Origin of the sequence: Mesorhizobium sp. M5C.F.Ca.IN.020.29.1.1, from assembly GCF_003997375.1 — a bacterium.
Classification (GTDB): domain Bacteria; phylum Pseudomonadota; class Alphaproteobacteria; order Rhizobiales; family Rhizobiaceae; genus Mesorhizobium; species Mesorhizobium wenxiniae.
Window position 1 is genome coordinate 1 of the sequence record NZ_RZSW01000341.1, and the last position, 6760, is coordinate 6760.

Here is a 6760-nt window from a genome sequence, read left to right on the forward strand (position 1 = left end):
ATGCGGCGACGCGGCGCAAAGTGCCGACGATGATCCACGAGCAGAACGCGGTGATGGGGCGTGCCAACCGGGCGCTCTCCGGCCGCGTTGATGCCATCGCTGGCGGGTTCTTGCCGGAAGATTCGAGCGCTGCAGGCGCCAAGACAGTGACGACAGGTAACCCGGTCAGGCCGCAAGTGCTTGAGGCGGCAAAGATGCCCTATGCGGCGTCGACCGGGAAGCAGCCGTTCCGCTTCCTGGTGTTTGGCGGCAGCCAGGGCGCACAGTTCTTTTCCGACGCAATGCCGGCTGCGATTGGAAAGCTTTCCGACGCGCAACGCAAGCGGCTGGTGATCACCCAGCAGGCGCGTGCCGACGATGTCGAGCGGGTGAAGGCGGCCTATGCTGCCCTTGGCGTCGAGGCTGAGGTATCGCCCTTCTTCACCGACATGGCGGCGCGCATGGCTGCGGCGCATCTTGTGATGTCGCGGTCCGGCGCATCGACCGTATCGGAAATCGCGGTGATTGGCCGGCCAGCGCTGCTGGTGCCCTATCCGCACGCGCTCGACCACGACCAGGCAGCCAATGCTGCGGCATTAGCAGCGGCAGATGGCGCCGAAGTGCATCCGCAATCCTCGCTCTCGCCCGAGCGCATCGCTGCGCTCGTCGGCGCGTTGATGGACGATACGGAGCGGCTGACCACAATGGCAGCGGCGGCGAAATCGGCCGGAAAACCGGACGCGGCACGGTTGCTCGCCGATCTGACAGAGGCTATTGCGTCGAAGAAAAGCGTATCGGCATTCAGGAAGGAGACGCACGCATGAAGATGCCGCAGACGATAGGCCTCGTGCATTTCATCGGCATCGGCGGTATCGGCATGAGCGGCATCGCCGAGGTGCTGCACAATCTCGGCTATAAGGTGCAAGGATCCGACCAGGCCGACAGCGCCAATGTACAGCGGCTGCGCGACAAGGGCATCGAGTGCTTTGTCGGTCATCACGCCGATAATGTCGGCGAAGCCGAAGTGGTTGTCGTCTCGACGGCGATCAAGAAATCCAATCCGGAGCTGAAGGCGGCGCGCGAGAAACTGCTTCCCGTTGTCCGCCGTGCCGAGATGCTGGCCGAACTGATGCGCTTCCGGCAGGCGGTGGCCATCGGCGGCACGCATGGCAAGACGACGACGACCTCGATGGTGGCGACGCTGCTCGAAGCCGGCGGGCTCGATCCGACAGTGATCAATGGCGGCATCATTAATGCCTACGGCACCAACGCCCGGATGGGCGACGGCGAATGGATGGTGGTCGAAGCCGATGAGAGCGACGGCACCTTCCTGAAGCTGCCGGCCGAGATTGCCGTCGTCACCAACATCGATCCCGAGCATCTCGATCATTACGGCTCCTTCGACAAGGTGCGCGAGGCCTTTCGCCAGTTCGTCGAGAACGTGCCATTCTACGGCTTCGGCGTCATGTGCACCGACCATCCGGAAGTGCAGGCACTGGTCAGCCGCATCGAGGACCGTCGCGTCATCACCTATGGCGAGAACGCGCAGGCCGATGTGCGTTTCACCAATCACCGCATGGACGGCCCGACCTCGGAATTCGACGTGGTGATCCGCGACCGCAAGACCCGCGGCCAGTCGACGATATCAGGCCTGCGCCTGCCGATGCCCGGCCGTCACAATGTCGCCAATGCGACGGCGGCGATCGCCGTCGCGCATGAGCTCGGCCTTTCGGCCGAGGCGATCAGGAAGGGCCTGTCGTCCTTCGCCGGCGTCAAGCGGCGCTTTACCCGTACCGGTTCGTGGAACGGCGTCGATGTGTTCGACGATTACGGCCACCATCCGGTCGAGATCGCGGCGGTGCTGAGGGCGGCGCGCGACGCCACCAAGGGCCGCGTAATCGCCATTGCCCAGCCGCACCGCTTCACCCGGCTGCATGATCTGTTCGGCGAGTTTTCCGTCTGCTTCAACGACGCCGACACGGTGATGGTGGCGCCGATCTATGCGGCAGGCGAAGAGCCGATCGACGGGGTGACGTCCGAGGCATTGGTGTCGCGCATCCGCTCCGGCGGCCATCGCGACGCGCGCTACATCGAAGGCCCCGCGGCGATTGCGCCGGTTATCCGCGACCTGGCGAAACCAGGCGATTTCATCGTCTTCCTCGGCGCCGGCAACATCACGCAATGGGCTTACGCGCTGCCCAGGGAACTCGGCGGTACCGCCTCATGATGCGTGGCCAGGCACTGATCGACAAGCTCGGCGGCCGGCTTGACGGCCTGCGCGGCCGCATTACGCCCAATGCCGAGATGGACAAGATCACCTGGTTCCGCGCCGGCGGGCTGGCCGACGCACTGTTCCAGCCGGCCGACGAGGACGACCTCGCCGCGTTCCTGAGGGCGGTGCCCGAGGAGATACCGCTGACCATCGTCGGCATCGGCTCGAATTTGCTTGTCCGCGACGGTGGCATTACTGGCTTCGTCATCCGGCTTTCGGCCAAGGGCTTTGGCGAAGCCGAAGTGATTGCGCCGACCACAATCAAGGCGGGCGCCGCCACGCCCGACAAGCGCCTTGCCGCTGTCGCCTATCAGGCTGGTATAGGCGGCTTTGAATTTTACCACGGCATTCCGGGTGCCGTCGGCGGTGCGCTGAGGATGAACGCCGGCGCCAATGGCGTCGAGACGCGCGAGCGCGTCGTCGAGGTGCGGGCGCTCGATCGCAAGGGCGACCTGCATACGCTGAGCAACGCCGATATGGGCTACGCCTATCGCCATTCGGCAGCCCCTGCCGGGCTGATCTTCACATCGGCTGTGTTTGAAGGGGTCTTGGCAGACAAGGCCGCTATCAAGGCGGCAATGGACGCCGTCCAGCACCATCGCGAGACCGTGCAGCCGATCCGCGAAAAGACCGGCGGCTCGACCTTCAAGAATCCGGAGGGCACCTCGGCCTGGAAGGAGATCGACAGGGCGGGCTGTCGGGGGCTGATGATCGGCGGCGCGCAGATGTCGCCGATGCATTGCAACTTCATGATCAACACGGGAACCGCGACCGGCTACGATCTCGAATATCTCGGAGAGACCGTGCGCACGCGCGTGCTCGAACGGTCGGGCATCCGGCTGCATTGGGAAATCAAGCGCATCGGTAATTTTCGGCCGGGGCATGAGGTCCAGGAATTCCTCGGACAGTTGCTCTAAGGACTCACAACACAGTTTTCGCTGCCCTTTTTGCGGAAAGTGAATCTCTCGGAATCGTAAGGACTTGCCAGCGATTCAACTCTCTGATTCTCTGCCCTGAAGCGTTTCCTGATTTGAGTCGTTTCGACGCGTCACCAGCGTTTTTTTCGTCAGGGCAACCTGCCGGGAGGCTCGGGGACTCGATGTTGCGGAAATCATGGGGGCAGGGACTGCTCCGAGCGTTTGAGTGTGTGGCCCTTTTGGGGCATGTGAGATGCAGACCCACCGCAAGAGGGCCCGCCGTGAGAGGGAATGACGGGAAATGAAAAGCAAGCACGTGGCCGTCCTTCTGGGTGGATTCTCGTCCGAGCGGCCCGTGTCTTTGTCTTCAGGAAAAGCCTGTGCTGACGCGCTCGAGAAGGAGGGCTACCAGGTCACTCGCGTCGACGTCTCTCGCGATGTCGGATCGGTGCTGGCTGAGCTCAAGCCTGATGTTGCCTTCAATGCGCTGCATGGCCCTTTCGGCGAGGACGGCACCATCCAGGGCATCCTCGAATATCTTGCCATCCCCTACACCCATTCCGGCGTGCTCGGCTCGGCGCTTGCCATGAACAAGGAACAAGCCAAGAAGATCGCCAAGTCCGTCGGCATCCCGGTTGCCGAATCGAAGGTGGTTAATCGCTTCGCCATCCAGAACAAGCACCCGATGAAGCCGCCCTATGTCGTCAAACCGGTCAATGAGGGATCGAGCTTCGGCGTCGTCATCGTGCACGAAGGTCAGTCGCATCCGCCGCAGGTCATCGGTTCGTCCGACTGGAAGTATGGCGATACCGTCATGGTGGAGCGCTATGTGCACGGGCGGGAATTGACCTGCGCGGTAATGGGCGACGTGGCTCTCGGGGTTTGCGAGATCATACCGACCGGCCATTCCTTCTACGACTATGATTCAAAATACGTCGCGGGCGGATCAAAACACGAATGCCCTGCAAAAATTTCACCGAATATTTACCAAAAAATACAGACACTGACGCTCAAGGCTCACCAAGCTATCGGCTGCCGGGGCGTTTCCCGGTCGGACTTCCGTTATGATGATCGACACTCCGAGAACGGTGAAATTGTCTGGCTCGAGATCAACACTCAGCCGGGCATGACGCCGACATCCTTGGTGCCTGAAATCGCCGCGCAGGCGGGACACTCGTTCGGCGATTTGTTGAGTTGGATGGTGGAGGACGCTTCGTGTCTGCGTTGAAGTGGGGACAGGGCAAGGGGAAGGGCGCGGCCGGGCCGACGCTGTTCGGTGTGCCGTTGTCGTTCGACCATTTTGTGCTGCCGCGTCTGCTTCGCCGGCCGGCGCGCGTGCTGGCGCGCCTGGGCGAGGGCGACTTCGAGGTGCCGCCGTTTTCCGCAGCCGTGCTGTCGGCGGCGCTGATCGTATCGGGCAGTGCCTATGGCGCCTATCTCGGCGGACATGTCGACGGTGTCGTCCAGGGCATCACTGCCCGCACCGGCTTTGCCGTCGACCAGATCAAGGTCGTCGGCAACCGCGCGACCTCCGAGATCGACATTCTCGACAGGATGCAGCTCGATGGCTGGACGTCGCTGATCGGCTTCGATGCCGAAGCCGCGCGGGGCCGCATAGCCACGCTGCCCTGGGTCGAGGTTGCGGCGGTGCGCAAGGTCTATCCGCACACGCTGGAGGTGCGCATCGAGGAGCGTGAGCCTTTTGCGCTCTGGCAGCAGGGTAACGAGCTTTCCGTCATCGAGCGGTCCGGCGCCGTGATCGCGCCATTCTCCGGCGGCAAGCAGTCGCTGCTGCCACTGATTGTGGGCACCGGCGCGCCGGCCAAGGCGCCGGATTTCCTGGCCAGGATCAAGAAATATCCAGAGCTTGCCGCACGGATCAAGGGCTATATCCGCATCGGCGAACGGCGTTGGGACCTGAAGCTGGAAAACGGCATCACGGTCAAGCTTCCCCAGGATGGCGAGGACCAGGCGATCGCCGATCTGGTCAGGATGGACCGAGAGAACGGGCTGCTGACGCGCGATATCGCCGCCGTCGACATGCGCCTTTCCGATCGCCTCGTCGTCCAGTTGACGCCCGAGGCGGCGACGCAGCGTCAGGCCGCGCTTAATGAAAAGCCGAAAATGCCGAAGCGCAAGGCGGAGACGAAGATATGAGCTGGCTTGGCGGCAACAGCGATGCCTCGTCGCGCCGGTCCGGCATCATGACGGTGCTGGATGTCGGCTCGAGCAAGGTCTGCTGCGTGGTGGCCAAGCTCAAGCCGCGCGAGGACGGCATGCTGCTGCGCGGGCGCTCGCATCGCATCCAGGTGATCGGCATCGGCCACCAGAAATCGCAAGGCGTGAAATCGGGTGTCGTCATCGATCTCGACAGGGCCGAGCACGCCATCCGTCTTGCCGTCGATGCCGCCGAGCGCATGGCCGGGCTGACCGTCGATTCACTGATCGTCAACATGACGGCCGGCCGGCTGAAGAGCGAAAGCTTCTCGGCAACCATCAACCTCGGCGGCCATGAGGCCGACGAGGCCGACATCAAGCGTGTGCTTGCCGCCGGCGCCAAGCAGGCGCTGCGGGCCGAGCGCGAGGTGATCCATTCGCTTCCCGTCGGCTTTTCGCTGGACGCCGAGCGCGGCGTGCGTGATCCGCGCGGCATGGTCGGCGACCAGCTCGGCGTCGACATGCATGTGCTGACGGGTGATGCGGCACCCTTGCGCAATCTGGAGCTTTGCATCAACCGTTCGCACCTCTCGGTCGAGCGCATGGTGGCGACCCCCTATGCCAGCGGGCTTGCAGCACTGGTCGACGACGAACTCGAAATGGGCGCGGCCTGCATCGACATGGGCGGCGGCACCACGACGATCTCGGTGTTTTCGGAAGGCAAGTTCGTTCATGGCGACGCCATCGCCATCGGCGGCAACCACGTCACACTGGACATGGCCAAGGGCCTGTCGACCTCGCTCGACGCCGCCGAGAGGCTGAAAGTGATGCATGGATCGGCGCTGCCCGGCAGTGCCGACGACCGCGACCTTGTCTCGATACAGCCGATCGGCGAGGATGGCGAGGTGCCCCTGCAGATACCGCGTTCGGTGATGACGCGCATCATCCGGGCGCGCATCGACGAGACGCTCGAACTGTTGCGCGACCGGCTGAACAGGTCCGGCTACGGCAACGCCGTTGGCAAGCGCGTCGTGCTGACCGGCGGCGCCAGCCAGCTTTCCGGCCTGCCCGAGGCAGCGCGCCGCATTCTCGGACGCAATGTGCGCATCGGCCGTCCGCTCGGTGTGGCGGGCCTGCCGGAGGCGGCCAAGGGGCCGGCTTTCTCGACGCCGGTCGGGCTTCTGATCTACCCGCAGATGGCGAATTTCGAGAGCCATCCGGCGAAGAGAATTTCCGGTCTCAGGATGACCGGAACGGGCGGAAAGCTGCATCGAATGAGTCAGTGGTTGAGAGACAGTTTTTAAATTGACGGGGACAGCCCCATAGGCGGCCGCAGCGGCGAAGCGGCGGGAAAGGCAAAGGACGGAGACAATGACCATCAATCTGCAGAAGCCGGATATCACCGAGCTCAAGCCGCGTATCACCGTGTTCGGTG

Annotated in this window: 6 protein-coding genes; all 6 read left to right on the top strand. The window is 63.5% G+C overall.

Going from position 1 to position 6760, the window contains the following annotated elements; all coding sequences use genetic code 11:
* A partial coding sequence (locus EOA85_RS23385; protein WP_164759824.1) for a UDP-N-acetylglucosamine--N-acetylmuramyl-(pentapeptide) pyrophosphoryl-undecaprenol N-acetylglucosamine transferase occupies positions 1-803 on the top strand: 803 nt, incomplete at its 5' end.
* On the top strand, positions 800-2206 hold the full coding sequence (murC, locus tag EOA85_RS23390; RefSeq protein ID WP_065010310.1) for a UDP-N-acetylmuramate--L-alanine ligase: 1407 nt from the start codon (positions 800-802) through the stop codon (positions 2204-2206). The genes EOA85_RS23385 and murC, both read left to right, overlap by 4 nt.
* Positions 2203-3168, top strand: a complete 966-nt coding sequence (gene murB, locus EOA85_RS23395; RefSeq protein ID WP_127211344.1) for a UDP-N-acetylmuramate dehydrogenase — start codon at positions 2203-2205, stop codon at positions 3166-3168. The genes murC and murB overlap by 4 nt, the downstream gene beginning before the upstream one ends.
* Positions 3169-3469: 301 nt before the next feature.
* Positions 3470-4396 carry a D-alanine--D-alanine ligase gene (locus EOA85_RS23400; RefSeq protein ID WP_127211345.1) on the top strand — a complete coding sequence of 309 codons (927 nt, stop codon included), beginning with the start codon at positions 3470-3472 and terminating at the stop codon, positions 4394-4396.
* On the top strand, positions 4384-5325 hold the full coding sequence (locus EOA85_RS23405) for a cell division protein FtsQ/DivIB (RefSeq protein WP_065010307.1): 942 nt from the start codon (positions 4384-4386) through the stop codon (positions 5323-5325). The genes EOA85_RS23400 and EOA85_RS23405 overlap by 13 nt, the downstream gene beginning before the upstream one ends.
* On the top strand, positions 5322-6629 hold the full coding sequence (gene ftsA / locus EOA85_RS23410) for a cell division protein FtsA (RefSeq protein WP_127211346.1): 1308 nt from the start codon (positions 5322-5324) through the stop codon (positions 6627-6629). Before EOA85_RS23405 ends, ftsA begins: the two co-directional genes overlap by 4 nt.
* Positions 6630-6760: the final 131 nt, after the last annotated feature.

Excerpts from the sequence above, each read along its gene's own strand:
- murC (WP_065010310.1), top strand. The coding sequence starts at position 800 with ATGAAGATGCCGCAGACGATAGGCCTCGTGCATTTCATCGGCATCGGC.
- murB (WP_127211344.1), top strand. The coding sequence starts at position 2,203 with ATGATGCGTGGCCAGGCACTGATCGACAAGCTCGGCGGCCGGCTTGAC.
- EOA85_RS23400 (WP_127211345.1), top strand. The coding sequence starts at position 3,470 with ATGAAAAGCAAGCACGTGGCCGTCCTTCTGGGTGGATTCTCGTCCGAG.
- ftsA (WP_127211346.1), top strand. The coding sequence starts at position 5,322 with ATGAGCTGGCTTGGCGGCAACAGCGATGCCTCGTCGCGCCGGTCCGGC.